Consider the following 24135-nt stretch of genomic DNA (forward strand, 5'->3'; position numbering starts at 1 on the left):
GTGCGCCGCGCAGGATCAGCGCAGGTTCACGCGGCCGTCGAACACCCGTTCGGCGGGCCCGGTCATCAGCAGCGGCGCCGCTTCGTCGCCGGTCCATTCGATGGTCAGCGATCCGCCCGGCAGGTGTACCGTCACGGGGCTCTCCAGCAGGCCCTGGCGGATGCCGCTGGCCACGGCGGCACAGGCGCCGGTGCCACAGGCCAGGGTCTCGCCGGCGCCGCGCTCATGCACGCGCAGGCGGATCTCGTGGCGCGAGGCCACCTGCATGAAGCCGACGTTGACCTGGCGCGGGAAGTGCGGGTGATGCTCGATCCGGGGCCCCAGGCGGGCCACCGGTGCGCTGTCGACGTCATCGACCCGCAGCACGGCGTGGGGGTTGCCCATGGAGACCGCGCCGATCTCGAGACGCTCGCCGTCCACCTCGAGGGCATGCAGCACCCGGTCGGCGTCGGCCGTGAAGGGCAGCGCCTCGGGGGCGAAGCGTGGGGCGCCCATGTCGACCTGCACGCGCTCGTCCTCGGTGACCAGCAGCGTCAGCGGACCGCCGAGGGTCTCGACGCGGATCTCGCGCTTGTGGGTCAGCTGCTGGTCGCGCACGAAGCGGGCGAAGCAGCGCGCGCCGTTGCCGCAGTTCTCCACCTCGCTGCCGTCGGCGTTGTAGATCCGGTAGCGGAAGTCCATCTCCGGATTGCGCGGCGGCTCGACCAGCAGCAGCTGGTCGAAGCCGATGCCGAAGTGGCGGTCGGCGAGCCGGCGGATCTGCTCGGCGTCGAAGCGTGCCCGCTGGGTGACCAGGTCGACCACCATGAAGTCATTGCCCAGGCCGTGCATCTTGGTGAAGTACACCCGCATCAGCGATTCTCCGGCAGTCGTGCCTCGCCCGCCCACAGCTCCTCGAGGGTCTCGCGGCGCCGCACCAGATAGCTCCGGTCGCCGTCGACCATGACCTCGGGCGGGCGCGGGCGGCTGTTGTAGTTGGAGGCCATGACGAAGCCATAGGCCCCGGCGGAGCGTACCGCCAGCAGGTCGCCCGGGGCCACGGCGAGCTCGCGGTCCTTGCCCAGGAAGTCGCCGGTCTCGCAGACCGGGCCGACCACGTCGTAGATGGCCGTCTCGCGCGGCTGCCGGGTATCCACCGGCAGGATCGCCTGCCAGGCCTGGTACAGCGCCGGGCGGATCAGGTCGTTCATGCCGGCGTCGACGATCGCGAAATGCTTGGTCTCGCCGGGCTTGAGGTACTCGATGCGGGTCAGCAGCACGCCGGCGTTGGCGGCGATGGAGCGCCCCGGCTCGAACAGCAGGGTCAGGTCCCGGCCTTCCTTCCAGGTGGCCAGGCGCTCGAGCAGGGCACGGGCATAGTCGAACGGGGCCGGGGGCTGCTCACCCTGGTAGGGGACGCCCAGGCCGCCGCCCAGGTCGAGATGCTCGATGGTGATGCCCTGGGCCTCGAGCCGCTCGAGCAGCACCAGCAGCCGGTCGAGGGCGTCGAGGAAGGGGGCGAGCTCGGTGAGCTGCGAGCCGATGTGGCAGTCCAGCCCCACCACCCGCAGGTTGGGCAGCTCGGCGGCGCGGGCGTAGACCGCCGGCGCGTCGTCGACGGGGATGCCGAACTTGTTGGCCTTGAGCCCGGTGGAGATGTACGGATGGGTGCGGGCGTCGACATCGGGATTGACGCGCAGCGACACCGGCGCGATCGCGCCGCACTCGCCGGCGACCTCGTCGAGACGCTCCAGCTCGGGCAGCGACTCGACGTTGAAGCACTTGATGCCCACTTCCAGCGCGCGGGCCATCTCGTGGCGTTCCTTGGCGACGCCGGAGAACACCACCCGGGCCGGGTCGCCGCCGGCGGCCAGCACCCGCTCCAGCTCGCCCACCGAGACGATGTCGAAACCGGCGCCGAGCCGTGCCAGCACGTCGAGTACCGCCAGGTTGGAGTTGGCCTTCACCGCGTAGCAGATCAGGTGCGGGTGCCCGGCCAGCGCCTCGCTGTAGGCGCGGAAGTGGCGCTCCAGCGTGGCCCGGGAATAGACGTAGCAGGGCGTGCCGAAGCGCTGGGCGATCGTCGCCAGCGGCACGTCCTCGCCATGAAGCTGGCCGTCACGGTAGTCGAAATGATCCATGCTGCTTATGTCCCGCTGTGTTCGCTCGGTGCATCGGAGTCCGGCGCGGCGTCCGGCGTCTGGGTCGCGTCGTCCGGGGTGTAGGCATCCGCCGGGTCGTACTGCCGGGCGGCCTGCTCGTCGCCGGGGTGGTACAGCGGCCCCTTCTGGCCGCAGCCTGCCAGCACCCCGGCGGCCAGCAGCAGCGCCGGCAGCGCCCCGGGCCGGCGACGGGCCGTCACGCCCGCGCCTCCATGAGCGCGCTCAGGGCGTCGCGGGCGCGCTGGGCGGCGGCACGCACCTGATCCGGCGCGGTGCCGCCGATGTGGTTGCGCGCGGCCACCGAGCCTTCCAGCGTCAGCACCTCGAAGACATCCTCGTCGATCGCCGCCGAGAACTGGCGCAGCTCGTCGAGGGTCATCTCGGAGAGGTCCTTGCCCTGCTCGATGCCGTAGGCCACCGACTGGCCGACGATCTCGTGGGCGTCGCGGAAGGCCACGCCGGCGCGCACCAGGTAGTCCGCCAGGTCGGTGGCGGTGGAGAAGCCGCGGCGAGCCGCCTCGTACATGCTGTCGGCCCGGGCCTCGATCGCCGGAATCATGTCGGCGAAGGCGCGCAGGCAGCCCTTGACGGTGTCGAGGGTGTCGAACAGCGGCTCCTTGTCCTCCTGATTGTCCTTGTTGTAGGCCAGCGGCTGCGACTTCATCAGCGTCAGCAGGCTCATCAGGTGGCCGTAGACCCGGCCGCTCTTGCCGCGTACCAGTTCGGGCACGTCGGGGTTCTTCTTCTGCGGCATGATCGAGCTGCCGGTGCAGAAGCGATCCGGCAGGTCGATGAAGTCGAACTGGGCACTGGTCCACAGCACCAGCTCCTCGCTCATCCGCGACAGGTGCATCAGCAGCAGGCTGGAAAGCGCGGCGAACTCGATGGCGAAGTCGCGATCCGAGACCGCATCCAGCGAATTCTCGGCCGGACGCTCGAAGCCCAGCAGTTCGGCGGTGACGTGGCGATCGATGGGGTAGGTGGTGCCGGCCAGTGCCGCGGCACCCAGCGGCATGACGTTGACCCGCTTGCGGCAGTCGCGCAGGCGCTCGTGGTCGCGGGCCACCATCTCCTGCCAGGCGAGCAGGTGGTGGCCGAAGGTCACCGGCTGGGCGGTCTGCAGGTGGGTGAAGCCGGGCATGATGGTGTCCGCCTCGCGGGTGGCCAGCTCGATCAGCCCGTCACGCAGGCGCGCCAGCTCGGCATCGATGGCGTCGATCTCGTCGCGCAGGTAGAGGCGGATGTCGGTGGCGATCTGGTCGTTGCGCGAGCGCCCGGTGTGCAGCTTCTTGCCGGTGATGCCGATCTTCTCGGTCAGGCGTGCCTCGATGTTCATGTGCACGTCCTCGAGCGCCACCGACCAGGGGAAGGCGCCCTCCTCGATCTCGCGCTCGATCTCGCCGAGGCCCTGGATGATCGCGTCGCGTTCGTCGAGGGTCAGCACGCCGACCCGCGCGAGCATGGTCGCGTGGGCGATCGAGCCGCGAATGTCGTGATGGAAGAGGCGGCGATCGAAGTTCACCGAGGCGGTGAACTGCTCGACGAAGGCGTCGGTGGGTTCGCTGAAGCGCCCCCCCCAGGATTGATTGGTCTGCTGACTCATCGGGGATGCGATCCTGCTTGATTGCGTGAAAGTCTGGCACCGAGTGTACCAGAGTCAGCGCGCCTGGCGAGCGCGCCCCGCGGGCTGTCGAGGATGGCAGGCAGGACTCGGGGCTGGCCTGGCGACAGCCGCGATCGCCCCGCCTGCCCGGCCGCGATAGGCGGGCGTTGACGGGCCGCTCGCCACGGCGCATTTTTCCTTGTCTCGCGACTGCTTTATGATGACACCCAGGGCCGAGGTGGCGGCATGGCCCCGATCGTGCCGCCGTGACCGCCGGATTGCCCACCGAATCATGCCGACTTTCAGGGAGATCACCGTGCCCGCCATCCAGACCCTTCGCATCGCCACACGCCAGAGCCGGTTGGCCCTGTGGCAGGCCGAGCATGTGCGCGATCGGCTCCAGGCGCTGCACCCGGGGCTCGACGTCGAGCTGGTGGCGATGACCACCCGGGGCGACAAGATCCTCGACGCGCCGCTGGCCAAGGTCGGCGGCAAGGGGCTGTTCGTCAAGGAACTGGAAGACGCCATGCTCGACGGCCGCGCCGACATCGCCGTGCACTCGATGAAGGATGTGCCGATGCACTTCCCCGAGGGGCTGGGGCTGTCGGTGATCCTCGAGGGCGCCGAGCCCACCGACGCCTTCGTCTCCAACGACCATGCCGACCTCGACGCCCTGCCCGAGGGCGCCCGCGTGGGGACCTCCAGCCTGCGGCGCGGCCTGCAGGTCCGCGAGGCGCGTCCCGATCTCGAGATCCACAACCTGCGCGGCAATGTGCAGACGCGCCTGGGCAAGCTGGATGCCGGCGAGTTCGACGCCATCATCCTCGCCACTTCCGGGCTGCGTCGGCTGGGGCTCGGCGAGCGGATCACCCGTGAGCTGCCCCCCGAGGTGAGCCTGCCGGCCTGCGGCCAGGGGGCGCTGGGCATCGAATGCCGCACCAACGACCCGGACCTGCTGGCGCTGCTGACGCCGCTCGACCATGCCGAGACGGCCACCCGGGTGCGCGCCGAGCGGGCCATGAACACTCGCCTCGAGGGCGGCTGCCAGGTGCCCATCGCCGGTCACGCGGTGCTCGAGGATGACGGCCGTACCCTGTGGCTGCGCGCCCTGGTGGGCACGCCGGACGGCACCCGGGTGCTGCGTGCCGAGGGGCGTGGCGCGGCCGCCGAGCCCGAGACCCTGGGCATTCGCATCGCCGAGGAACTGCTCGACCTGGGCGCCGGCGAGATCCTGGCCCAGGTCTACGGCGACGCCGATTCCTGATGGCGGCGCGCCCGCGTGTGCTGATCACCCGCCCGGGGGAGCGCGCGGTGCCGCTGGCGCGAGCGCTCGAGGCGCGGGGGGCCGAGCCGCTCGAGCTCGAGGCGATGCATCTGGAGCCCCTGCCCGAGACGCCGGCGATCCGCCAGGCCTGGCTCGATTTCGACAACCTGGACCGGGTGATCGTGGTCAGCCCCTTCGCCGCCCGCTGCCTGGCCGAGGGGCTCGATCGCTACTGGCCGCAGCTGCCGCTGGGGCCGCGTTTCTATGCCCTCGGCGCCGGCAGTGCCGAGGTCCTGCACCGCGAGCTCGGGGTGCGCGTCCATCTGCCGCCGACGGCGGCGGGCACCACCAGCGAGGCGCTGCTGGCGCTGCCCTCGCTGGCGAATCTCGCGGGGCAGCGGGTGCTGCTGGCGGCCGGGGAGGGTGGCCGGCCTACCCTGGGCGACACCTTGTCGCAGCGCGGGGCGCGGGTCACCCGGCTTGCGCTGTATCGCCGCGTGCTGCAGCCGCCCGCGCCGGCGATGCAGGCGCGCCTGCGCAAGGGCGATTTCGCGGCGCTGGTTGTGACCAGCGGCGAACTGCTCGAACATCTGGCAGGATGGTGTCACCAGGCGGCGTTGAACCAACCGCTAATCGTTTCCAGTCGACGTTTGGCTACACTGGCCGACAATCTGGGTTTCCTGCGCCCCGTGATGGCGAAAGGCGCCTCGCCGGCCGCGCTGGCAGCCGCCGTGGCCGACGTCTGCAACCTCAATGGCGCCGATCATGATGATCTTGAAAAGGGCTAGCGACAGATGAGCAAGCAAGAACACGATCAGGACGAACCGCGTTCGCCGTCCGGCGGGGGCAAGGACCCGGCGGCCGGTGGTTCCCCGCCGTCCGGCGACACGTCCGCCACACCGGGCAAGGGCAAGACGGAGCGGGCCTCGTCCGACCGTGGTCGCGACCAGGCCGCCGCGTCGTCGACGAAACCGGCCTCGACGAACGCGTCTGCCGCGGGCAAGACGAACAACGCCAAGAGCGCCTCGAACGGGAAAGCCGCCGCGGACAAGGCATCGGGCGGCAAGTCCAGCGGCTCATCGCAGGGCGCTAAACAGACCCCAGCAAAGGGCGAGAGCGGCAAGACCGCCGGCAACGGCAAGGCTACGCCGCCGCCTACCGGCAATGGCGGTACTGCGCGGTCTTCGGGCGGCGGAGGCGGCGGCAAGGCCGGCGGCATCGCCCTGGTGCTGGTGGTGCTGCTGGCGATCGGCGTGGGCATCGGCGGCTGGTGGGGCTGGCAGCAGCTCCAGCGCCAGCAGCAGCGGCTGAGCGCGCTCGATCAGGTATCGCAGAACCGTCAGCGGCTCGACGACCTGAGCAGCCAGCTCGAGCAGCGCGACAGCCAGCGCGGCCAGGCCGTGCAGGCGATCCGCGACGACTTCCAGCAGTATCGCCAGGAAATGAACGCCACCCTCGACAAGGTGCTGGCCCAGCTGGCCAGCAAGCAGCAGACCGACGCCAGCGAATGGCGCGTCGCCGAGGTGGAATACCTGCTGGGCCTGGCCAACCAGCGCCTACAGCTCGAGCGCGACGTGAAGGGCGCCGTCTCGCTGCTGCAGACTGCCGACCAGCGCCTGGCCAAGCTCGACAATCCGGCACTGACGCCGGTGCGCCGCGCCATCCAGTCGGAGCTCGGCGAACTCAACTCGGTGCCGCAGATCGACCGGACCGGTGTCTACCTGACGCTGATGGCGCTGCAGGAGCAGCTGGCCAAGCTGCCGCTGGAGCAGGACATCCAGCAGCAGGCGGCCCAGGCCGGCGACACCTCGCCGATGAAGGGCGGCTGGCAGCAGCAGCTGGCGCGTTTCGGCCAGGAGCTCAAGGATCTGGTGGTGGTGCGCAAGCATGACCAGGCCCTCGAGGCGTTAATCACGCCGCAGCAGGAATCCTACCTGCGCCAGAACGTGCGCCTGCAGCTCGAGCAGGCCCAGCTGGCCCTGCTGCAGAGCGACCCCCAGCTCTACCGCGCCAGCCTGGACAAGGCCCGCTCGCTGATCCAGGGCTACTACGATACCGGCAACCAGGGCGTGAGCAGCGCACTGGACCAGCTCGGCTCGCTCGGCGACAAGACCATTCGCCCGGACCTGCCGGACATCAGCGCCTCGCTGCAGAAGCTGCGCGATTTCATGGAGCGTCGTCATGACGCCGGGAGCGGCGCGGCATGAGGAAACTGATTCTCGTCGTCGTCTTCGGCCTGGCGATCGGTGCGCTGTTCGGCCAGCTGATGCAGTCGGTGCCCGGCTACTGGCTGGTGCGCGTGGGCGATACGTCCTTCCAGACCTCGTTCTGGTTCGGCCTGGTGCTGCTGTTCGCCGTGTTCGTGGTGCTGCATTTCGTGCTGCGCCTGCTGATGCGCCTGCGGCGTCCGGTCAGCCGGCTCAAGGTGTGGAACACCCGCACCCGTCAGCGCAACGCCATGCGCCGCACCGTGCGCGGTCTGGTGGCGCTCGCCGAGGGCCGCTGGAAGCGGGCCGAGAAGTCCCTGACCAAGGCGGCGGACGACTCCAGCACGCCGCTGGTCAACTACCTCTCGGCGGCCCTGGCGGCTCACTACCAGGGGCGCCACGACCAGGCCGACGCGCTGCTCAAGCGGGCTCATTTCAGCACCGAGGGCTCGGATGCCGCCGTGGGGCTGGTCCAGGCGCAGCTGATGCTCGACCGCCAGCAGTTCGAGGAGGCGCTGGCCACCCTGACGCGCCTGGAAAAGCAGCTGCCCGATCATCCGCAGGTGCTCAAGCTGCTCAAGCAGGCCTACCTGAGCGTCAACGACTGGGACGGCATTCGTCGCCTGATGCCGCGGCTGGCGCGTCAGCAGCTGGTCGGCGACGACGAGCGCCGCCACATGGAGCAGCGCGCCTATCGCGAGCTGATCCTGCAGACGGCGCGTCGGCCCGGCGATGTCGAGCGGGTGCGCAACCTGTGGGCGGAGATGCCCGACTACCTGCGCGGCGACGTGGAGCTGGTCGGCCTGTATACCGAAGCCCTGGTCCGCGGCAAGGAAGAGGGCATCGCCGAGCGCCTGCTGCGCCAGACCCTCAAGGAGCACTGGGACAGCCGCCTGGTGTTGCGCTACGGCCTGCTCAACGTCGATGCCGGCCGCCAGCTGGCCTATGCCGAGAAATGGCTGCAGGAGCGGCCCAACGACCCCGACCTGCTGCTGACCCTGGGTCGCCTGTCGCTGCGCAACGCCTACTGGGGCAAGGCGCAGGAGTACTTCGAGGCCAGCCAGCGCCAGCGCCCCAGCGGCGTGGTGTGCGCCGAACTGGCGCGGCTCTACGCCAACCTCGGCGACCACGACAAGAGCCAGCTCTACTATCGCCAGAGCGTCGAGCTGCTCGACAAGTCGCTGCCGGCACTGCCGCAGCCCAGCGACCAGAACCCCTGACGCGACACGCGATTTGCTCTCCTGGGCGCCCACATGGGCGCCCTTTTTTATGATGGCCGGGATCTCCGGGCGACATGCCGCCTCGTCGCCACGGCGTGGGCTCCAGGGTTTGTATACGAAAGTTTGTCGTCTTTGTTTGTCCAAATGGTCAAATATCGCATACGCTGTAAGGCGCTCTTGCATCCGATCGACAACAACAATGGAACCCGACCCATGCAACAAGGCACTTCGGCGTCCCTCGAGGCGTCTCGTCCCTCCGACTCGCCGCGCACGCCCTGGCTGGTGCGCTACTTCAACATCGAGCGTCGCGGCTCGACGCTCAGGACCGAGCTGCTGGCCGGCCTGGCGACCTTCCTGGCGGGGATGTACATCATCGTCGTCAACCCGGCGATCCTCAGCGATGCCGGGATTCCCTTCTCGGCGGCGCTGTCCGCCACCGTGATGATCAGCTTCATGAGCAGCCTGGCGATGGGGCTCTATGCCCGCAACCCGATCCTCGTCGCGCCGGGAATGGGCATGAACGCGCTGTTCACCTACACCCTGGTGCAGGGCGCGGGGCTGCCCTGGCAGACCGCGCTGGGCTGCGTGTTCTGGTCGGGAGTGATGTTTGCGGTGCTGGCGATGTTCAATGTGCGCAAGGCGATCATCGAGGCGATCCCCGACTCGCTGCGTTTCGCCATCACCTGCGGCATCGGGCTGTTCATCACCTTCATCGGCTTCAAGAATGCCGGCTTCGTGGTCGCCAATCCGGCGACGCTGGTGTCGCTGGGTGATCTCGACCCGGCGCTGATCACCTTCTTCCTGGGCATGATGGCCACGGCGATCTTCACCATCCTGCGCCTCAACGGCGCGCTGATCCTGGGCATCGCCTTCACCACCCTGGTGGCGCTGCCGATGGGGCGGCTGTGGGGCGACGAGATCGTCGTGCAGTGGAACGGGCTGGCCTCGTTGCCGGACTTCAGTGCGGTGATGCAGGTCGATGTCTGGGGCGCACTGAAGGTGGCCTATCTGCCGTTCATCTTCGTCATGCTGTTCACCAACTTCTTCGACTCGCTGTCGTGCTTCCTGGCCCTGGCGGAGTCCGCCGATCTCAAGGACGCGGACGGCAACCCGCGTAACCTCAAGCGCTCGATGACCGTCGATGCCTTCGCCTCGATGATCGCCGCGCCGCTGGGTACCAGCGCCGCCCAGACCTTCATCGAGTCCGGAGCCGGCGTTGCCCAGGGCGGGCGCACCGGGCTGGTGGCGGTGGTCATCGGCCTGCTGTTCCTGCCGTTCCTGTTCCTCTCGCCGCTGCTGTCGCTGGTGCCGGCGGTCGCCACGGCGCCGGCGCTGGTGATGGTGGGGCTGTTCATGATGGCGCCGGTACGCCAGATCGAGTGGGAGAAGTTCGACCAGGCCTTCCCCGCCTTCCTGGCGATCATCCTGATGCCGCTGACCTACTCGATCACCCTGGGGATCGCCTTCGGCTTCCTGAGCTTCGTGATCATCAAGCTGTGCACCGGGCGGCTGGAGGCGATCCGGCCGGCGATGTGGGTCACCGCGCTTCTCAGCGCGGTGATGCTGGTGACCACGCAATAACCCCGCGAGCCGCGACTGGGGTACGACGCAAAAGGGGCTGCCCGCAGGCAGCCCCTTTTGCGTCGGTCGGGAAATGACCGGGACGTGTGTCAGCGCTCCTGCGGTGCGTCGACGTCGTCCTCGTCGGGCTTCCTGTGCGAGGGATCGCTGACCCGGTAGACCGGGGCCTCGCCGTCGGCCATGGGCTCGCTGCGGGTGGTGTCCGCGGCCTGGCGACGATTCTCGACCAGGCGGATGTTGGCCGCCGGGGCGCTGCCGTCCTTGTCCTCGCCGAAGTACAGCGTGGTATGCGGGAAGGGGATCTCGATGCCGGCGGCATCGAAGCGCAGCTTGACCAGGCGGTTGTAGGCCCGGCCCACGCCCCACTGGTCGCCCGGGGTGGTCTTGATCACCACGCGGATGTTCACCGAGCTGTCGGCCAGGGCGGTCACGCCGGCCACGGTGAGCGGCGCCAGCAGCTTGTGGCCGTGCTCGCCGGCCTTGAGGTCCTCGAAGGCCAGCTCCAGCTGGGCGATGGCGTCGTCGATGCTCTCGCGGTAGGCGATGCCGTACTCGCCGACGTGGTTGCCGAACTCGCGCATGTAGTTGGAGACGGTGTCGACGCTGGAGAAGGGCACGATGTGATAGGTGCCGGCCAGGTCGCGGATGCCCACCGAGCGGATGCTCAGGCGCTCGGCGGTGCCGGTCACCCCGCCCACGGTGACCACGTCGCCGGTATTCATGGCGTTCTCCACCTGGATGAACACCCCGGTGATGATGTCCTGCACCAGCTTCTGGGCACCGAAACCGATGGCCAGGCCGATCACCCCGGCGCCGGCGATCAGCGGACCGATGTTGATGCCGATCTCGGAGAGCACGATCATCGCGGTCATGGTCACCAGAGCGATGGCCAGGGCGTTGCGGAACAGGCTGAGCAGGGTCTTGGCGCGGGCCGAGGGCTCGCCGCTGCCGGTTTCCGGATTGAGGCGGTGCTCGATCAGGCTGGCCAGGGCGATCCACACCGCCGCGGCGACGGCGAGGATGACGATCACGTCGATGACCTTGCTGACGATGCCGCGGCCCGCCTCGGTGGCGTACCAGGCGGCCAGGTCGAAGGCGCCCCAGGCGTTGAGTACCAGCATGGCCACCACGACCAGGATGATGGTGCGGATCACCTTGAGGAAGGTGGGAATGTAGGCGTTGAGGCGGACCTCGAGCAGCGGCAGCCGGCGGCGCAGCTCGTCGGAGAGGGTGATGCGCCGGCCGATGATCTGGGTCAGGCTGCCCGAGATCAGCAGGCCCACGCCGACGATGATCAGCGACTGCAGGGTGGCGACGGCGACATCGGGCAGGGCGGATTCGGGACGCACGATGCTCACCAGCAGCACCATCAGGCAGTAGGCGATGGCCAGCCAGTGCCAGACGCGGCCGAGCAGTCGCAGGCCGACCCGGCTGGGGCTCATGGTGGCCTGTTCGGCCTTGGCGTCGAGCGCCTCGCGCACCGGCTGGCGGTTGCGCAGCACCATGGTGGTGGCATAGATGAAGGCCAGGATCATGACCAGCAGGCCGATACCCTTGCCCAGCGCCGGCGACAGGTTGAAGTTGACGATCGGCACCAGCACCAGCATGCCGTAGCCGACGAAGCCGGTCAGCGTGGCCAGCCAGCGGTTCCAGTGCGCGGCGCTAGCGGCATCGGTGGGAATCAGTCGCAGGCCGTCGTAATGCGACGACAGCAGCATGCGCAGCGCCGCCTTGATCAGCTCGATGACCAGGAAGGCATTGAGGAACAGCGAGGCCTGGGTGGACAGGCTGCCGCTCTCGCCGATGGCGAAGGTGGCGATCAGGTTGCCGCCGACATAGGCCAGGGCGATCACCACCACGTCGATCAGCGCGGCGATGGCGACGGCCACCAGCAGGCGCAGCAGGGCGCTGCGTTTCTCGCCCTGGCGGGACCAGCCACTGATGCGCACGAACAGCGGGTGCATCAGCCGGCGCAGCAGGAAGAACACCACGAAGGTGGCGACGATCACCAGGGTCAGGTTGATCGCCGCGTTGCTGAGGGCCGCCAGGTCGATCCCCGGGCCGGCGTGGTCCTGCGGCGAGATGATGCCCATCAGCGCCCGGCCCAGGTTGTGGAACTGGGTGCCGACGTCACCGGCGATGTCGCTGGTCATCTCGGCGATGTGCCGGGCCAGGCTGACGTTCTCGGGGGCCGGGGCGGTGGCGGGGGCCGGCGTGGCCGCGGCCTGGCCGGCGGCGCCGGTGGTGTCGGCCAGGCGGCGCAGCTCCTCGATCAGCTGCTGGCGCGAGGCGTCGTTCTCGAGCAGATCGGCCAGGGTGCCATAGGCCGGGCCGGCGTCGGCATCGGGGGACGCCGATGCCGCCGGCTGAGCCAGCGCCGGTAGCGTGAACAGGACCAGGGCCAGCCACAGGCCGTACCCCAGCCAGGAGCGCAGGGATGGTTTCAGCACGTCGAACCTCCATGTGAAGTGGCGCGTCTCGCCATTCTTGTCTTGTGGAATTAGCAGGCCCTGATGATAACATCGCCGCCTTCGCGGCCCGAGCCGCGCGTCGCGGTGGCTTTCACGACCCTGTCACGGGGTGGCGGAATAATGCCGGCGATGGCGCAGGGCTCCGGGTGGCTGCACGTTGTACAATTCTTGTACGCAAGCGCGCCAAGATCAACCCGGCACGCCATGGGATCCCCGCGAGGGGCGAACGGCCGGGCCGGTGGGGCTCGGGAGTGCCGAGTATCAACAACGGAAAGGGACGACCATGCTGACGGTAACGCTGGAACTGCAATGCCACGTGTGCGGCGGGGAGCGCTTCCTGCTGCCGATGCCCGCGGACAGCGAGCAGGCGATTCACTGCGCCGACTGCCGGGCCTTCAGATGCCATGGCGATGATCTGGAAAGGGTCATGGCGGCGGCCAAAGGCGCCTGGCGCGACCGGGCGGAGCGTGCCGCCTCCTGATCGCGCCGGGACGTGTCGTGAGACACGCAGGGACAGGCTGCCCGCCGTCAACCGCCGGCGGGGTCGGCCTCCTGCTTGCGGTGGCTGCTCCCGCGGCCTTCCACGTCGGACCGGTTCATGGCATCCACTTCCTCCTGAGCGGCCTCGCGGCTGTCATAGGTGCCGATGACGGTCCCCGTATCACTGTCGTAGACCTCGTAGCGCGGCCCGCTGTCGCCTTCGCCTGGCACCTCGCGCCAGGTAATGGTCTGCTTGATCATGAGCAAGCTCCTTCCGTGACGGTTCAGCATCAGTGTGGCATATCCCTCGAGGGTGGTTGAATGCCGGGCGGCTCGCCATCGTTTTGTTGGCGCCACTTTCTCAGTCCTGCGACAGGCAAGAGGCCGGCTCGGTTCATGCTGCCGGCGTCATAGTTTTCATCTAGACGCCCGCGTGGGCCCTGACACACTGAAGACACCAAGCCGACCGAGACCGGCACGAGCAAGGGATGGTGTCAGGGGAGGGGTGTCATGGCCGAGTCACGCCGTGCGTTGTTTCTATGTCGTCACTGCCAGGCGCTGGTCTATGTGGAGCGTCGCGGCGCGCGGGGCGTGCAGCCCTGCCCGCGCTGCCGGGCCGGGGATCTCGAGAGCGTGACGGTACCGCACGCGACCTACGCCACCCAGGCGCTGGGTCATCTGCTGGGCGTGGACTTGTCGCGCTGACGGCGGCTGCGTATGTTGGTGACGGACTGCCGCCGACGCGCGGCGCTTCCCGTCTCTCGCCGTCATCCAGGAGGTCCTGATCGTGACCGATCGCCAGGCCGCTCTCGTTACCGGCGGCGCCACGCGCGTCGGCCGCTTCTTCGCCCTGCATCTGGCCCGACGCGGCTACGACATCGCGCTGCACTACCACCACTCCGCGGCGGCGGCCGAGGAAACCGCGGCGGCGATTCGACACCAGGGGCGGGCGTGCGAGACGTTCGCCTGCGACTTCCGCACGGGCGACGTGGAGGGGCTGGTCGAGCGAGTGGTTGCACGCTTTCCCGCGCTGGCGCTGCTGGTCAACAGCGCCTCGACCTATGCACCCGGCGACATTCGCGAGACGGCCCGCGAACAGCTCGAGACCCAGTTCGGGGTCAACCTCTTCGCGCCCTTCCTGCTCACCCGGGCGTTCGGCCGGTGCGTGGACGCCGGTGACATCATCAATATCGTCGACAACAAGATCGCCTTCGAACAGCATGCCTATGCCGCCTACCTGCTGGCGAAGAAATCGCTGGCCGAGCTGACGCGCATGGCGGCGATCGAGCTGGCACCGGCCATCCGGGTCAATGCCATCGCCCCCGGCGTCATCCTGCCGGCCGCGCAGCGTACCAGCGACTACCTGGCCTGGCGTTATGCGGGCATTCCGCTGGCGCGGCAGGGCGAAGTGGAAGAGCTGGGGCAGGCGCTGGACTATCTGCTCGACAACCGCTTCGTCACCGGGCAGGTGCTGTTCGTCGACGGTGGGGAATCGGTCAATCGGGTGGGGCGGCATTCCGAGAACTACCCCGGCAGGCCCTGAAGCAGGCGCTCAGGCGCCGGCCCGTTTCCCGCCGAGGCGTGGGGCGGCCTGCTAACGGGGAGCGTCGGAGCCCTTGGGGCGTACATACAGAACCAGCGCGTGGTCAACCAGTTCGTAGCCGTGTTCCTCGGCGATCTCCTGCTGACGGCGCTCGATGGCCTCGTCGAAGAACTCGACGATCTTGCCGCTTTCCAGGCACACCATGTGGTCGTGGTGCTCTTCCTGGGAAACCTCGAACAGGGCGTGACCGCCGTCGAAGTGATGGCGCACCACCAGGCCGGCGGCCTCGAACTGGGTCAGTACGCGGTATACCGTGGCCAGGCCCACATCCTCGCCGGCATCGAGCAGCGCCTTGTAGACGTCCTCGGCACTGAGGTGGGTTTCCATGTCCTTCGATCGCTCGAGAATCTGCAGGATCTTCACGCGCGGCAGGGTGACCTTCAGGCCTGCACGGCGCAGTTCATGGTTCTGATCGGCCATGGTAACTCTTCGCAGTATCGTGGTGGGTCGGGTATGATCGGCCAGAGCAACGATAGTGAAGAACGGGGCCAAATGCAAAACCTGATCAAAATAGTCATCTTTTCGCTCGCCCTGGGGCTGCTGGCCGGCTGCAGCTACTTCGGCGTCTACAAGCGCGACCTGCCGCAGGGCAATCTCATCACTCAGGAAATGCTGGCCCAGCTCAAGCCGGGCATGACCCGCAAGCAGGTCCAGTACGTGATGGGCAGCCCGCTGCTCGAGACGCCGTTCGACGCCAGTCAGTGGGACTACGTCTTCCTGCTCGACAAGGCCTACGGCGGCAAGGTCTACAAGCGCCTGACCCTGACCTTCGCCGATGATCGGCTGGTTAACATGCGTACCAGCGGCGACATCGACAAGGACGTGGATCTCAAGGCCGAACCGGGCGCCGGGCCGGCCATCGAGGAGGACGCCCTGCCCGGCAACCTGCTCGACACCACGCCCAGCCGCGCGCCGCAGGGCGGCGAGCCGGCGACCGGGGCGGTCGAGGGTGCCACGCCCGCCGCCGAGTGAGTCAGCGCTTGCGGGCGGCGCGCAGGCGCCGGGCCTGCTTGGGATCGATGCGCAGCGGGCGGTAGAGCTCGACGCGATCGCCGTCCGCCAGCGTGTACTGCTCGGGGTCGTCGAGGCGCCGCCCGAAGATCCCCAGCTCGGCCTCGGAGAAGGTCTCGGCGGGCAGGTCGGGGAAGTGGCGTTCCAGGTGCGCCCGACGCACCGCCTCGCGCGCCGAGGTGCCCGCCGGCAGCGTCAGCGGCACGATTACCTGGCGCCGGGGCAGGGCGAAGGCCACCTCGACCTGCACCGCATCAGCCACGCCCGTAGACCTCGTCGGCCCGGCGCGTGAACGCCTCCACCAGCTGGCCGGCCATCTGGCTGAACAGCTTGCCGAAGGCCATGCCGAGCAGGCGGTTGGAAAACTCGAAGTTCATCTCCAGCGCCACCTTGCAGGCCTGCTCGCCCATGGGCATGAACAGCCACTGGCCCTGCAGGCGCCGGAAGGGGCCGCTGACCAGCGACAGCTCGATGCGTTCCGGCGCATACAGGTCGTTACGGGTGGTGAAGCTCTGCTCGACACCGGCCTTGGCCAGGGTCAGCTCGCCGACCAGGTGTTCCTGGTCGTACTCGATCAGCCGCGCGCGGCGGCAGCCGGGCAGAAACTCCGGGTAACGCTCGAAATCGTTGACCAGATCGAACATGGCCTGGGCGGAATGCCGCACCAGTGCGGACCGATTGACCGTGGGCATGCACCTCTCCGCTGACTTGACTCGGGCTTGCGCGTATCATGGGAATCATCACGCCAAGCCCTTGAATGGTAACACGCCTTGCCCCATGTTGGAGGGCTGTCGACAGGATCCAAGCGCTGCCTGAAGAATCGACGAGCGATGGCCAGGCAAGGCAAAAATTGACGAAAAAGCGGAGTTTACAAGGCTTAAGCGAGCATTTTGATCGGACTCGCGCCCGAGTCAATTTTTAACGCCGTATGGGCGAGCGCAGGCATTTTTCAGGCAGCGCGTAGCGAACACAGAGGACCCATGGCCAAGAAAAAAGCCAACAAGCCGGGCGGCAACACCATCGCCCTGAACAAGAAGGCACGCTTCGAGTATCACATCGAAGAGACCTTCGAGGCCGGCCTGGCCTTGGCTGGCTGGGAGGTCAAGAGTCTGCGTGCCGGCAAGGCCCAGCTGACCGATACCTACATCCTGATCAAGGATGGCGAGGCCTGGCTGCTGGGCAGCCATATCACGCCGCTCAACACCGCCAGCACCCACGTGCTGGCCGACCCGACGCGGACCCGCAAGCTGCTGCTGCACCGCAAGGAGATCGCCAAGATCTTCTCGCGCACCCAGGACAAGGGCCACACCTGCGTGCCGCTCAAGCTGTACTGGAAGAAGAACCTCGTCAAGTGCGAGCTGGCGCTGGTGGAGGGCAAGAAGCTCCACGACAAGCGCGCCACCGAGAAGCAGCGCGACTGGAACCGCCAGAAGGCGCGGATCATGCGCGAAAACAACTGATCGCGCCCCTTGAACTGGCGCGACCGGGTCCCCATCTGCTAAAATACGAAAGTTCAACGGGGGCGACATGGCTTCGACGCCGGTTGCAATCCCTGAGGTGCATGCCGAGAGCGTGATGTATCTCGTAAATCCAACATCACGATTAAATAGTCGCAAACGACGAAAACTACGCTCAGGGCGCGCTGGCAGCTTAAAACCTGCTGGTGTTAGCCTGGCCCCGAAGCGATGTGCCCATTCATCGTGGACGGGAGATGAGCGCAAAGTAATGGGATCGCGATTGGCGGCGCCTTCACGTCAATCGTCAAACTTAAGAAGGCTCGCGTTGCTGGATCCTGCCCGTCGGAGCCAGTAACGCTAAAACAAAAGACGGAACTAAGCATGTAGAGCCAATGGGCGAGTGCCGGCGGACGCGGGTTCAATTCCCGCCGCCTCCACCAAACAAGGGTTTCAGAAGGTTCCACAACACTTCAGAAACCGCATGAACAGGGGCCTCCGGGCCCCTTTCTTGTGTCTGGACGTTTCATGGCACTTCTTGACATGCCCCCATGCAAGGGGGCGTATCTGGGGGCGCAACGTCGAAGTCGATACCCTGATGCCCCCAGCCCCGCCAGAAACCGCGCCAGCCGGGGCCGTGGCTTCAATTGGACCACTTCAACCTGGGGTGGTCAGAATGTGATCGCTGACGCGATGATTGCGCCACTCTGAGCACTTTAGCCAATTGATCAGCGCTTCCCTATCCGTTACAGGACATCGGTGAATTCCCGCAGCCTGTCTGCGGTGACGATCAGGCCACAGGCGGCCAGGGTATCGAGATACTCATCGACGCTTCTCGGCGGCTTGCGCAGGCTGGCGCGGTGACGATGGACGGTCCTGAGCACCAGCCCCTCGCTCAGCTCGAACTGCTGCTCCAGGAAGGTATCGGGATGGACGGCCTCAATCCCGAAATCGGCCAGGGTGTTGGTGGGAAAGTCCTTCAGGTTGAAGGTGACGATCAGTTGCGCTCCGGCGCGAATGGCCGCAGCCAGCACGTGGCGGTCATCGGGATCGGGCAGCTCGAGCGCCGGGATCAGTGGCTCGTGCCCGGTGACCAGGGCGTCCGGCACCGCACGCTCCATGAGTTCGACGGTGCGCGGCAGCGCCTCCGCCAGTTCGGGGCGCTTCTTGAGCAGGTTGCGTGTCCACTCATCGTGGATCTGCTCGGTCCAGCGTGCGGCGAACAGCCCCGTGGTGGCCAGGCGAATCAGCAGGTCCCGCAAGGGCGCGGGATAGAGCACGCAGGCGTCGTAGACGACCACGAAGCGCATCAGTAGCCCATGCCCAGATCCTGGGCCTGGTCGGCCAGTTCCTGCAGGGCGGCCTCTGAGGCCTCCTCCTGCTGGCGCTTGTAGGCCAGCAGATCCTGCAGGCGAATCCGGCGATGCGTGCCCACCCGGGTAAAGGGTATCACGCCCTCCTCGAGCAGCTTGACCAGATGCGGCCGCGAGACATTGAGCATGTTGGCGGCTTCCTGGGTGGTCACCTCGGCATGGGTCGGGAGGATGGTCACGGCATTGCCCTGGGCCATCTCGGTTAGCAGGTCACGCAGCAGCACCAGCGCCTGACGGGGCAGCACCAGGTCTGCTCCATCCAGCTTGATATGCGCCCGGTCGCTCTCGGGGCGCTCGCGGAGCAGCTGGCTCAGCTCGGTGGCGCTGGCCCTGGCCAGGCGGGTGAGCTCGAGGTTGTCGGGCGCTGTATCTTGGGTGGCGGTGTTCATGGCATGACCTCCACGCAGCCCGCTACTGCTGGCTGCCGTTTCGTGTTCTAGCGTTACTTGCCAAGCTATTCGAAATAAACAAAATTCGCAATATCCGAAACGGGCGATTGACCATCTGGCTGGCATGCTCAGGGAAGTGAATTCACGCAGGGAGCCACGGCCTGGGCAAGTCTCCCTGTCCGGTCCTCGGTAAATTGGAAATCTCCTCCCTTCAAGGGGGCGGACATCAGCTCCATCGGGTAAACACGAGAGCGGTGGGCCGAATATGGTCTGCTCATCGGCTGGATGGTGCCTGGTCGATCTCTGACACCCTGCGTGCATCAGGGTGTCGAGACCATGGCACTCAGCGCAGCTCCGGGGCCTCGCTGGTAGCCGTCGGCGATATCGCGTCGCTGTCGTCTGTGGCGGCGGCCTCCGTCACCGCGTCTTCCGGGGTGCTCCACTCCTCCGGTGCGGGTTGCGATACCAGCTGGCTGCCGAGCGTCTCGCCCAGTTCGTTGGCACCGCACAGCGTGAAACGCGACAGGTGCTTGCGGGCTGCCTGGTCGAGCCGGTGCTCGACGCTGCCGTGCAGGGGCGCCCGGTCATCGACATCGATATGGCAGACGCCGCTGTCGGAATCGAAGTGGACCCGCCGGAGATGCTCCGCCGCGCCCAGCGTGGCGGCGTCCTGCACGAAGCGCAGCATCTCGCAGAGCTCGCCGGCCCGGCCGCGCCGGCTGTGGATCGTCACGCCGAAGGCGCGCAGCTCGCCGGGCTCCACCTGGCGGGACTGCGGGTCGAAGTAGCCGTGTTCCTGAGTCATCGTGATCTCCTTATCGCAACTCGGAAGGCGCCGGTCGTGAAGGGTCACTCACCGGCAACGCCCGCAGCATAGCCCTGTGAAATCCGGGGCGCCTGAACCTGTGTTAAGTCGGCGATCCCGATTCCCTCGGTGCAGCGACTCGGGAGCCTGCTATCATCCCCGCCCATCTTTCTCCGCCCCGACATGCCATGCTCGATATCAAGTTCTACGTGCTGATCGATGCCATCGCCACGCACGGTACCGTTCACGACGCCGCCGCGGCGATCGGCCTGACCCAGCCTGCCGCGACCCACCGCATTCGCGAGATGGAGCGCCGCCTCGGGGTATCGCTGTTCGCCCGCGAGGGGCGGCGGCTGGTGCTGACCGCCTCGGGAGAGCGCCTGCTGGAAACGGCACGCGAGATCCTGCCCAGGGTACGCAGTGCCGAGCTCGAGGCCTGGCAGCTGGCGCGTCACGGCGAGCCGGCGCTGCGTCTGGGTATCGGCCCCTATGACACCTTCTCGAAGGCGCTGCCGTTTCTCTACGAGCACCATGACCGCGACATCGATCTGGTGCGCCTGCCCCTGGACGAGATGACCGGGGCGCTGCTGGCACGCCGCGTCGACCTGACCGTGATGATCGAGGTGCCGGTACAGCGCGGCCTGGCCTGCGAGGCGCTGTTCGAGGAGCCGCTCGTGGCGGTGCTGCCGCCCGGGCATCCGGCGGCCGAGGGGGCGGCAGTGCCGGCCGAGGTGTTCGACGAGGGGCGGCACTTCACCTACAGCGTGATTCCCGAGGCGGGCCACGAGTTTGAGTATTTCTTCCAGCCGGCCGGCGTCTACCCCTCGCACATGGTGCAGATCGAGTCGGTGGCGCTGATTCTCGAGCTGGTCGCGGCGGGCAAGGGGATCAGCATTCTCTCGCGCTGGGCGGTTCGCGATGCCGCCCGCGCCGGCCGCGTGGTGATGCGGCCACTGGACGTGGCGATGCCGCAGGTTCCCTGGTACCTGGCGTTTGCCGACGAGCCGCGGGTGCGCGAAGTCGCCGAGCCGCTGGCCGCCACACTGCGCGCGCTGTATTCGGACGCGGATTGAGGTGACTGACGGTGCGGAGGAAGGCAATTGATAAAAATCTCGTGACATCGGCGGCGAATTTCCGATTGGAGCCCGGGGCGGTGCGCCGCGTAGGTTATGGCGCCAGTCACGTGGCCATCCAACCGAGGAGCACGAGAGGTCTTCATGTCCCTGTCCCCATCTTCCGTCCGCCCCGAATCCGGTACCGCCGCCACCCCCGTCGACGACGCCCTGGCCGACCTGATCGATCTCGAGCGCTACCCGCTCGATCAGCCGGGCAGCGACGCCTACCGCGAGGCCGTCGCCCGTGTCCGTTCCCAGCTCCATGATGACGGCTGTGCGCTGCTCGCGCGCTTCATTCGCGAGGACCGGCTCGCGGCGCTGCGCGAGGAGAGCGAGGCGCTTTCGCCCCAGGCATTCTTTTCCGACAACAGCGTCAATCCCTATGTCACCCCGGACGATCCCGACCTGCCCGAGGATCACCCGGTGCGCTGCTTCCAGCACTACACCAACGGCTTCGTCGCCAAGGACCTGATCCCGGACCAGGCGATCGTCAAGCGGCTCTACCGCAACGCGACCTTCCAGCGCTTCATCGCCGACTGCCTCGAGGAGCCGGTGATCCACGAGTTCGCCGACCCCATCGCCGGGCTGGTGATCAATGTCATGCCCGAGGACACCGAGCTGCCCTGGCACTTCGACACCAACGAATTCATCGTCAGCCTGATGACCCGGCGGCCGGAAAGCGGCGGCGAGTTCCAGTACTGCCCGGACATTCGCCGCCCCGGCGACGAGAACTTCGCCGGCGTGCAGCGTGTGCTCGAGGGCGATCACGACGAGGTCCGCTCGCTGACGCTGAACACCGGCGACCTGCAGCTGTTCAAGGGCCGCTACTCGATGCACCGCGTCGCCGCCGCCAAGGGGCAGCGGCTGTGCACGCTGCTCGGCTATGCGAAAGCCCCGGACATGATGGGCAGCCTGGAGCACACCCGGAAGATCTATGGCCGGGTGACCCAGCAGCACATCGACGCCGACAACCAGCGCCGTCATGACCGGCTGATGGGCTGACGCCCCGGTTGGCGGCGATGCCTCGCGAATGAATTCGCTCCCACAGGAAAGTGGCTCGATGGGCTACTTGTGGGAGGGGATTTATCCCCGATGGCGGGGCCGCAGGGCTGGTTCATCACGAATGAATTCGCTCCCACGGTGAGAGCGCCCAAGTGGCGATTTGTGGGGGTAAAGCGATTCCCGACTTTTTGCAAGCGACCGAGCGAACTCCATGTCCCAGATCGTTGCCCTGGCCGGCGAACCCGCCGGCCACACCCTGGATGCCGATGGCTACGCCAGCGGCGCCTTTCGCGAACGCGCGATCGACGCGGCCCTGATCGAACGTGTCGAGCGCTATCGGCTCGAACGGCTGCGCCAGCAGATGCGCCACCACGGCCTCGATGCCGTGATCCTGTTCGACCCGATCAACATCCGTTACGCCTGCGGTTCCCGCAACATGCAGGTCTATTCCCAGCGCAACCCGGCGCGCTATCTCTACGTGGCCGCCGAGGGGCCGGTGGTGCTGTTCGAGTTCAGCGCCTGCCTGCACCTGGCCCGCGATCTCGCGCTGCTCGACGACGTGCGCCCGGCGCGGGCGGTGATGCCGCAGTACAGTGGCCCGCACTGTGCCCGCCATACCGCGGCGTTCGTCGACGACATCCGCGCGCTGTTCGCGCAGTCCGCCACTCAGGGGCGACGGCTCGGCGTCGAGTCGGCCCCCACCGGGGCGTTCGCCGCGTTGAGTGAGGCCGGCTTCGCGGTGTCCGACGCGGCCGTCATCATGGAGGGCGCCAAATCGGTCAAGAGCCTCGACGAACTGGCGCTGATCCACCGCTCGGTGACGCTGACCGAAGCCGCGATGACGCGCATGGAGGCGGCCCTGCGTCCCGGCATGACCGAAAACGAGCTGTGGGCGATCTTCAACCAGCACGTGCTGGCGACCGGCGGCGAATACGCCGAGACGCGCCTGCTGACGTCCGGCGCGCGCACCAACCCGTGGTTTCAGGAGTGCTCCGACAAGGTCATCGCGCCCGGCGAGCTGGTCGCCTTCGATACCGACATCGTCGGCTGCTTCGGCTACTACACCGACTTCTCGCGGACCTTCCATGTTCCCGGCGCCGGCGCGCCGAGCGCGGCCCAGAAGGCGCTGTATCGCATGGCCGCCGACCAGCTGGAGAGCAACATCGCCCTGCTCGGGCCGGGCATGAGCTTTCGCGAGTACTCGCGGCGCGCCTGGCCGATCCCCGAGGGCTACCGCGAGAACCGTTATCTGGATATCGTCCACGGCTGCGGCATGACCGGCGAATGGCCGCTGATCGCCCACGACATGGACTGGGACGACGTCGGCTACGACGGTGCCATCGAGCCGGGCATGACGCTGTGCGTCGAGGCCTACATCGGCCACCGCGACGGCAGCGAGGGCGTCAAGCTCGAGGAGCAGGTGCTGATCACCGAAAGCGGCATCGACCGGCTCTCGACCTACGGCTACGCTGACGACCTGCTGGACTGATCCCGTCCCTCCCGTTCACTCCCACTGAAGGAAGCCCATGAACGCACTCAAGACCACCTGTCTCGCCCTGGCCCTGGCCGGTGCCGCCGGCACGGCTGCCGCGGCCGACACGATCACCATCGGCACCAACAACTGGTCGGAGAACATCGCCGTCTCGCACCTGTGGCAGCAGCTGCTCGAGCAGCAGGGCTACGACGTCGAGCTGACCTCCACCGGCAAGAGCGTGATCTTCAGCGGCCTGGCGCAGGACGACATCGACGTCTCGCTGGAGGTCTGGCTGCCCAACGGCGACGCCCAGTACCTCAGGCCCTACAAGGACCGCATCGACGTCCACGACAGCTGGTACGAGGGCGCGCAGGACGAGCTGGTGGTGCCGGCCTATCTGGACGACATCAACACCATCGCGGACCTCAAGGCCGCGGCCGAGCGCTTCGACTATCAGGGCCAGCCGACGGTCATCGGCATCGAGTCCGGCGCGGCGATCGCCGGCGAGACCGACGACGCGATCGAGGCCTACGACCTGCCGTTCCGCCAGCTGAACAGCTCCGGCCCGGCGATGATCGCCGCGCTCGACGAGGCCTACCGCAAGGAGGCGCCGATCGCCGTCACGCTCTGGCAGCCCCACTGGGCCTACGCCCAGTACGACCTCAAGCCCCTGAAGGACCCGAAGCAGGCCTACGGCGGCGGCGATGACATCAAGTGGATGTCGCGCAAGGACTTCGGCGATGCCCACCCGGATGTCACCGCCATGCTCGACGCCTGGCACATGAGCCACGCCCAGCTGGCCGAGCTGATGCTGAGCATCGAGGACGCCGGCGATCCCGACAAGGGCGTCGAGGCCTGGCTGGCGGCCAACCGCGAGCTGGTCGAGACATGGCTGGCGGCCAAGTGACGGCCTGACAGCAGGCGCGGGGCACGCCCGCGCCG

At 67.6% G+C, this 24135-nt stretch carries 26 protein-coding genes and 1 other RNA gene; 15 read left to right on the plus strand and 12 right to left on the minus strand.

Annotated features, from left to right (window positions below):
- Positions 1-15: 15 nt before the first annotated feature.
- From dapF to argH, 4 genes are read right to left on the minus strand one after another with little or no spacing between them, the layout of a single operon-like run.
- Positions 16-852 (minus strand): diaminopimelate epimerase, encoded by an 837-nt coding sequence (gene dapF / locus G7A98_RS10745; protein ID WP_163649674.1) that lies wholly within the window; start codon positions 850-852, stop codon positions 16-18.
- On the minus strand, positions 852-2120 hold the full coding sequence (lysA, locus tag G7A98_RS10750) for a diaminopimelate decarboxylase (protein ID WP_163649675.1): 1269 nt from the start codon (positions 2118-2120) through the stop codon (positions 852-854). The genes dapF and lysA overlap by 1 nt, the downstream gene beginning before the upstream one ends.
- A 5-nt stretch (positions 2121-2125) precedes the next feature.
- Positions 2126-2341, minus strand: coding sequence for a lipoprotein (locus tag G7A98_RS10755; protein WP_163649676.1), 216 nt, complete (start codon positions 2339-2341; stop codon positions 2126-2128).
- The gene (argH, locus tag G7A98_RS10760) at positions 2338-3744 is read right to left on the minus strand and encodes an argininosuccinate lyase (RefSeq protein WP_163649677.1); all 1407 of its coding nucleotides are present in this window, start codon (positions 3742-3744) and stop codon (positions 2338-2340) included. The genes G7A98_RS10755 and argH overlap by 4 nt, the downstream gene beginning before the upstream one ends.
- Before the next feature lie 316 nt (positions 3745-4060).
- On the opposite strand from argH, the gene hemC reads away from it, so the two are divergent.
- From hemC to G7A98_RS10785, 5 genes are all read left to right on the plus strand, one after another.
- Positions 4061-5008: a hydroxymethylbilane synthase gene (hemC, locus tag G7A98_RS10765; protein WP_163649722.1), complete on the plus strand. Its 948-nt coding sequence runs from the start codon at positions 4061-4063 to the stop codon at positions 5006-5008.
- A complete protein-coding gene (locus G7A98_RS10770; RefSeq protein WP_163649678.1) occupies positions 5008-5796 on the plus strand; it encodes a uroporphyrinogen-III synthase in 789 nt (262 codons plus the stop codon). Before hemC ends, G7A98_RS10770 begins: the two co-directional genes overlap by 1 nt.
- A gap of 6 nt (positions 5797-5802) precedes the next feature.
- The gene (locus G7A98_RS10775; RefSeq protein ID WP_163649679.1) at positions 5803-7215 is read left to right on the plus strand and encodes a uroporphyrinogen-III C-methyltransferase; all 1413 of its coding nucleotides are present in this window, start codon (positions 5803-5805) and stop codon (positions 7213-7215) included.
- Positions 7212-8435: a heme biosynthesis HemY N-terminal domain-containing protein gene (locus G7A98_RS10780; protein ID WP_163649680.1), complete on the plus strand. Its 1224-nt coding sequence runs from the start codon at positions 7212-7214 to the stop codon at positions 8433-8435. The genes G7A98_RS10775 and G7A98_RS10780 overlap by 4 nt, the downstream gene beginning before the upstream one ends.
- Positions 8436-8648: 213 nt before the next feature.
- Positions 8649-10016 carry an NCS2 family permease gene (locus G7A98_RS10785; RefSeq protein WP_163649681.1) on the plus strand — a complete coding sequence of 456 codons (1368 nt, stop codon included), beginning with the start codon at positions 8649-8651 and terminating at the stop codon, positions 10014-10016.
- A gap of 89 nt (positions 10017-10105) precedes the next feature.
- On the opposite strand, the gene ybiO is transcribed toward G7A98_RS10785, so the two are convergent.
- A complete protein-coding gene (gene ybiO, locus G7A98_RS10790) occupies positions 10106-12466 on the minus strand; it encodes a mechanosensitive channel protein (protein WP_163649682.1) in 2361 nt (786 codons plus the stop codon).
- 304 nt (positions 12467-12770) lie between these two features.
- Between ybiO and G7A98_RS10795 the strand changes: the two genes are divergently transcribed.
- The gene (locus tag G7A98_RS10795; protein ID WP_163649683.1) at positions 12771-12968 is read left to right on the plus strand and encodes a hypothetical protein; all 198 of its coding nucleotides are present in this window, start codon (positions 12771-12773) and stop codon (positions 12966-12968) included.
- A 47-nt stretch (positions 12969-13015) separates the two neighbouring features.
- Here G7A98_RS10795 and G7A98_RS10800 read toward each other — a convergent pair whose 3' ends face one another.
- On the minus strand, positions 13016-13228 hold the full coding sequence (locus G7A98_RS10800) for a hypothetical protein (RefSeq protein ID WP_163649684.1): 213 nt from the start codon (positions 13226-13228) through the stop codon (positions 13016-13018).
- Between the two features lie 249 nt (positions 13229-13477).
- Between G7A98_RS10800 and G7A98_RS10805 the strand changes: the two genes are divergently transcribed.
- Both G7A98_RS10805 and G7A98_RS10810 read left to right on the plus strand, forming a co-directional pair.
- Entirely contained in the window at positions 13478-13672 is a 195-nt protein-coding gene (locus tag G7A98_RS10805) for a hypothetical protein (RefSeq protein WP_163649685.1), read from the plus strand.
- Positions 13673-13754: 82 nt separating this feature from the next.
- Positions 13755-14510, plus strand: a complete 756-nt coding sequence (locus tag G7A98_RS10810) for an SDR family oxidoreductase (protein ID WP_163649686.1) — start codon at positions 13755-13757, stop codon at positions 14508-14510.
- A gap of 51 nt (positions 14511-14561) precedes the next feature.
- Here the strand turns inward: G7A98_RS10810 and fur are convergent, their stop codons facing one another.
- Positions 14562-14990, minus strand: a complete 429-nt coding sequence (fur, locus tag G7A98_RS10815; RefSeq protein WP_163649687.1) for a ferric iron uptake transcriptional regulator — start codon at positions 14988-14990, stop codon at positions 14562-14564.
- 72 nt (positions 14991-15062) lie between these two features.
- Between fur and G7A98_RS10820 the strand changes: the two genes are divergently transcribed.
- On the plus strand, positions 15063-15542 hold the full coding sequence (locus G7A98_RS10820) for an outer membrane protein assembly factor BamE (protein WP_163649688.1): 480 nt from the start codon (positions 15063-15065) through the stop codon (positions 15540-15542).
- 1 nt (position 15543) lies between these two features.
- Here G7A98_RS10820 and G7A98_RS10825 read toward each other — a convergent pair whose 3' ends face one another.
- Both G7A98_RS10825 and G7A98_RS10830 read right to left on the minus strand, forming a co-directional pair.
- Positions 15544-15843, minus strand: a complete 300-nt coding sequence (locus G7A98_RS10825; protein WP_163649689.1) for an RnfH family protein — start codon at positions 15841-15843, stop codon at positions 15544-15546.
- Complete coding sequence (locus tag G7A98_RS10830) at positions 15836-16273, minus strand: type II toxin-antitoxin system RatA family toxin (RefSeq protein WP_163649690.1); 438 nt, start codon at positions 16271-16273, stop codon at positions 15836-15838. Before G7A98_RS10830 ends, G7A98_RS10825 begins: the two co-directional genes overlap by 8 nt.
- Before the next feature lie 288 nt (positions 16274-16561).
- Between G7A98_RS10830 and smpB the strand changes: the two genes are divergently transcribed.
- Both smpB and ssrA read left to right on the plus strand, forming a co-directional pair.
- Positions 16562-17041 (plus strand): SsrA-binding protein SmpB, encoded by a 480-nt coding sequence (gene smpB, locus G7A98_RS10835; RefSeq protein ID WP_163649691.1) that lies wholly within the window; start codon positions 16562-16564, stop codon positions 17039-17041.
- A 58-nt stretch (positions 17042-17099) separates the two neighbouring features.
- Positions 17100-17478: a transfer-messenger RNA gene (gene ssrA / locus G7A98_RS10840) on the plus strand.
- Positions 17479-17781: 303 nt separating this feature from the next.
- On the opposite strand, the gene G7A98_RS10845 is transcribed toward ssrA, so the two are convergent.
- The 3 genes from G7A98_RS10845 to G7A98_RS10855 form a co-directional block, all read right to left on the minus strand.
- Positions 17782-18345, minus strand: a complete 564-nt coding sequence (locus G7A98_RS10845; RefSeq protein WP_163649692.1) for a PIN domain-containing protein — start codon at positions 18343-18345, stop codon at positions 17782-17784.
- Positions 18345-18797: a helix-turn-helix domain-containing protein gene (locus tag G7A98_RS10850; RefSeq protein WP_163649693.1), complete on the minus strand. Its 453-nt coding sequence runs from the start codon at positions 18795-18797 to the stop codon at positions 18345-18347. The genes G7A98_RS10845 and G7A98_RS10850 overlap by 1 nt, the downstream gene beginning before the upstream one ends.
- Positions 18798-19140: 343 nt before the next feature.
- Positions 19141-19602 (minus strand): hypothetical protein, encoded by a 462-nt coding sequence (locus G7A98_RS10855; protein ID WP_163649694.1) that lies wholly within the window; start codon positions 19600-19602, stop codon positions 19141-19143.
- 188 nt (positions 19603-19790) lie between these two features.
- Between G7A98_RS10855 and G7A98_RS10860 the strand changes: the two genes are divergently transcribed.
- From G7A98_RS10860 to G7A98_RS10875, 4 genes are all read left to right on the plus strand, one after another.
- Positions 19791-20675, plus strand: coding sequence for a LysR family transcriptional regulator (locus G7A98_RS10860; protein WP_163649695.1), 885 nt, complete (start codon positions 19791-19793; stop codon positions 20673-20675).
- A 144-nt stretch (positions 20676-20819) separates the two neighbouring features.
- A complete protein-coding gene (locus G7A98_RS10865; RefSeq protein ID WP_224416320.1) occupies positions 20820-21719 on the plus strand; it encodes a hypothetical protein in 900 nt (299 codons plus the stop codon).
- Positions 21720-21930: 211 nt separating this feature from the next.
- Positions 21931-23208: a Xaa-Pro peptidase family protein gene (locus G7A98_RS10870; protein WP_163649696.1), complete on the plus strand. Its 1278-nt coding sequence runs from the start codon at positions 21931-21933 to the stop codon at positions 23206-23208.
- A gap of 37 nt (positions 23209-23245) precedes the next feature.
- On the plus strand, positions 23246-24100 hold the full coding sequence (locus tag G7A98_RS10875) for a glycine betaine ABC transporter substrate-binding protein (protein ID WP_163649697.1): 855 nt from the start codon (positions 23246-23248) through the stop codon (positions 24098-24100).
- The last annotated feature ends 35 nt before the right edge of the window (positions 24101-24135 follow it).

It is taken from the genome of Modicisalibacter sp. 'Wilcox' (assembly GCF_010993675.1).
Taxonomy (GTDB): Bacteria; Pseudomonadota; Gammaproteobacteria; order Pseudomonadales; family Halomonadaceae; genus Modicisalibacter; species Modicisalibacter tunisiensis.

What these genes read in the sequence shown, in the direction of transcription:
- G7A98_RS10855 (WP_163649694.1), bottom strand. Translation starts at nt 19,602, where the DNA reads ATGACTCAGGAACACGGCTACTTCGACCCGCAGTCCCGCCAGGTGGAG.
- lysA (WP_163649675.1), bottom strand. Translation starts at nt 2,120, where the DNA reads ATGGATCATTTCGACTACCGTGACGGCCAGCTTCATGGCGAGGACGTG.
- G7A98_RS10770 (WP_163649678.1), top strand. Translation starts at nt 5,008, where the DNA reads ATGGCGGCGCGCCCGCGTGTGCTGATCACCCGCCCGGGGGAGCGCGCG.
- smpB (WP_163649691.1), top strand. Translation starts at nt 16,562, where the DNA reads ATGGCCAAGAAAAAAGCCAACAAGCCGGGCGGCAACACCATCGCCCTG.
- G7A98_RS10805 (WP_163649685.1), top strand. Translation starts at nt 13,478, where the DNA reads ATGGCCGAGTCACGCCGTGCGTTGTTTCTATGTCGTCACTGCCAGGCG.
- G7A98_RS10865 (WP_224416320.1), top strand. Translation starts at nt 20,820, where the DNA reads ATGTCCCTGTCCCCATCTTCCGTCCGCCCCGAATCCGGTACCGCCGCC.
- G7A98_RS10860 (WP_163649695.1), top strand. Translation starts at nt 19,791, where the DNA reads ATGCTCGATATCAAGTTCTACGTGCTGATCGATGCCATCGCCACGCAC.
- G7A98_RS10785 (WP_163649681.1), top strand. Translation starts at nt 8,649, where the DNA reads ATGCAACAAGGCACTTCGGCGTCCCTCGAGGCGTCTCGTCCCTCCGAC.
- G7A98_RS10780 (WP_163649680.1), top strand. Translation starts at nt 7,212, where the DNA reads ATGAGGAAACTGATTCTCGTCGTCGTCTTCGGCCTGGCGATCGGTGCG.
- G7A98_RS10800 (WP_163649684.1), bottom strand. Translation starts at nt 13,228, where the DNA reads ATGATCAAGCAGACCATTACCTGGCGCGAGGTGCCAGGCGAAGGCGAC.
- argH (WP_163649677.1), bottom strand. Translation starts at nt 3,744, where the DNA reads ATGAGTCAGCAGACCAATCAATCCTGGGGGGGGCGCTTCAGCGAACCC.
- G7A98_RS10775 (WP_163649679.1), top strand. Translation starts at nt 5,803, where the DNA reads ATGAGCAAGCAAGAACACGATCAGGACGAACCGCGTTCGCCGTCCGGC.
- dapF (WP_163649674.1), bottom strand. Translation starts at nt 852, where the DNA reads ATGCGGGTGTACTTCACCAAGATGCACGGCCTGGGCAATGACTTCATG.
- G7A98_RS10845 (WP_163649692.1), bottom strand. Translation starts at nt 18,345, where the DNA reads ATGCGCTTCGTGGTCGTCTACGACGCCTGCGTGCTCTATCCCGCGCCC.
- G7A98_RS10850 (WP_163649693.1), bottom strand. Translation starts at nt 18,797, where the DNA reads ATGAACACCGCCACCCAAGATACAGCGCCCGACAACCTCGAGCTCACC.
- G7A98_RS10820 (WP_163649688.1), top strand. Translation starts at nt 15,063, where the DNA reads ATGCAAAACCTGATCAAAATAGTCATCTTTTCGCTCGCCCTGGGGCTG.
- G7A98_RS10830 (WP_163649690.1), bottom strand. Translation starts at nt 16,273, where the DNA reads ATGCCCACGGTCAATCGGTCCGCACTGGTGCGGCATTCCGCCCAGGCC.
- G7A98_RS10795 (WP_163649683.1), top strand. Translation starts at nt 12,771, where the DNA reads ATGCTGACGGTAACGCTGGAACTGCAATGCCACGTGTGCGGCGGGGAG.
- fur (WP_163649687.1), bottom strand. Translation starts at nt 14,990, where the DNA reads ATGGCCGATCAGAACCATGAACTGCGCCGTGCAGGCCTGAAGGTCACC.
- G7A98_RS10875 (WP_163649697.1), top strand. Translation starts at nt 23,246, where the DNA reads ATGAACGCACTCAAGACCACCTGTCTCGCCCTGGCCCTGGCCGGTGCC.
- G7A98_RS10870 (WP_163649696.1), top strand. Translation starts at nt 21,931, where the DNA reads ATGTCCCAGATCGTTGCCCTGGCCGGCGAACCCGCCGGCCACACCCTG.